The following is a 1,786-nucleotide window of genomic DNA, read 5'->3' as shown; positions in this document are numbered from 1 at the left end:
GTCGTCAACCTCGCGCCAGGCTTCGAGCAGGGTGCGTTTGTAGACGATCGCGGCTTCCTGTTGCTGCGCCTCGCGCAGATGCAGCATCCCCTTGAGCTTGCCGCCCTCGAAGATGGGAAGCGAGATCGACGGTCCGACGACAAACTGGCCCGATGCCCAGTTTGCGAGGTTCGAGAGCTGGAGACTCTGGAACCCGGCGCTGCCATTTAGCGTGATGCGCGGATAGAAGTCGGCCTTTGCCATGCCGATCGACGCCGTGGCCGCGTGCAGTTGCGCCTCCGCCCTCCTGATGTCCGGTCTGCGCTGCACCAGTTCCGAGGGGAAGCCGATGGGCACCTCCTTGGGGAGCTCCGGAATGTCACGCACCTCGCCGAGCGATTGCCGCAGCGCGCCCGGCTCCTCGGCCAGCAACAGTCCGATCGCATTGATGGTGGCCTCGCGACGCGACTCGAGCGTCGGAATCAGGCTTTCGATCGATGCTGCCTGCGCGGAAGCGTTGGCCACGTCCAGATCCGTCGTGACGCCTTCACGTGCGCGTACCTGCGTGAGCTTCGTGGTGTCACGGGCGATTTCAAGGTTCTGTACCGCGATCTGTAGCAGGGATTGCGTGTCGCGCAACTCGATATAGTCTCGCGCGAGTTCGGCGCGGGCAGACAAGAGGACCGCGTTCCGGTCCTCGTACGAGGCCGCCGTCAAAGCGGTCRCCGCTTCGACACCGCGTCGCACGCGGCCCCAGATGTCGACCTCCCATGACGCATCGAAGCCGAACTGGTACAGGTCGAACGCGGGCGAACCACTCGAACCCGGCAATGGCGCGACGCCGAGCGGCGAGTCGCCCGACGCCGATGGTGGCGGACTACCTGTCGGGCTGACCCCAAGCAGCGAGAGGATGCCGTTTGGACTTCCGCGTTCGCGATGATAGGAGGCGGCGCCGTCCAGTGTCGGATATTCGGCGGCGCCGGCCACCCGTTGTACTGCCCGGCTTTGCCGCAGCCGCGCCGACGCGGCTGCGACGTCCAGGTTGGCTTCGACCAGTTTCTCCTCGAGCGAGTTCAGCAGGGGATCGTTGAACAGTGTCCACCACTCTGAACTGAACTGGGATTCGACGGTCTTGCTCGATGCCTGCGCAGACTGGGCGCGGTCAAAGACGTCGGGTGCGGATGTCTTCGGACGTTCGAAATCCGGCCCTACGGCACAGCCCACCATCGCGAGGCACGCCAGTATCGCCAGCACCGACGCGCGGATAGGGAACTCACTCGCATTCATTTTCTGTCCGCTCCCTTGGCCAGCGTATCGCCACGGCGGCCAACGGCCACTTCCGCTTCGACAGAAAGCCCCACGCTCAATTCAGACGCGGCTTGCTGCCCGCGGTCGATGGTGATCTTGACAGGCACGCGCTGGACGACCTTCGTGAAGTTGCCCGTTGCGTTGTCAGGCGCAATCGGCGCGAAGCTCACTCCGGTCGCCGGGGCAAGGCTATCGATATGGCCTTGGATCACGACGCCAGGAAGGCTGTCCACCTTGATGCGCACGCTGTGGCCAGGTCGCATGTTGGTGATCTGGTTCTCCTGGAAGTTGGCGACGACATAGGCGTCGGCGATCGGGACAATCGCAAGAACCGGCGCGCCGGGCGTCACAAATGCGCCGACCCGCGCCGAGCGCCTGCCAACCTTGCCGTCCACCGGTGCATGGATTTCCGTATAGGACAGATTGAGATTCGCCAATTCCTGAGCCGCCTCGGCGCGCATCAACGTGCTGGCCGCGCGCGCATCAACGTGCTGGCCGC

General features: G+C 64.5%; 1 protein-coding gene and 1 pseudogene. Both read right to left on the bottom strand.

The features are described from left to right. Positions 1–1,266 (bottom strand): efflux transporter outer membrane subunit (locus AC1DK4_RS40615; RefSeq protein WP_477132264.1); only part of this gene is annotated, 1,266 nt, incomplete at its 3' end. Further along, positions 1,263–1,786 (bottom strand): annotated as a pseudogene (locus AC1DK4_RS40610) (HlyD family secretion protein); the annotation flags it as partial. The gene AC1DK4_RS40615 and the pseudogene AC1DK4_RS40610, both read right to left, overlap by 4 nt.

The organism is Cupriavidus sp. 05N38 (genome assembly GCF_056397345.1).
This window is presented reverse-complemented; position numbering and strand designations above follow the sequence as displayed.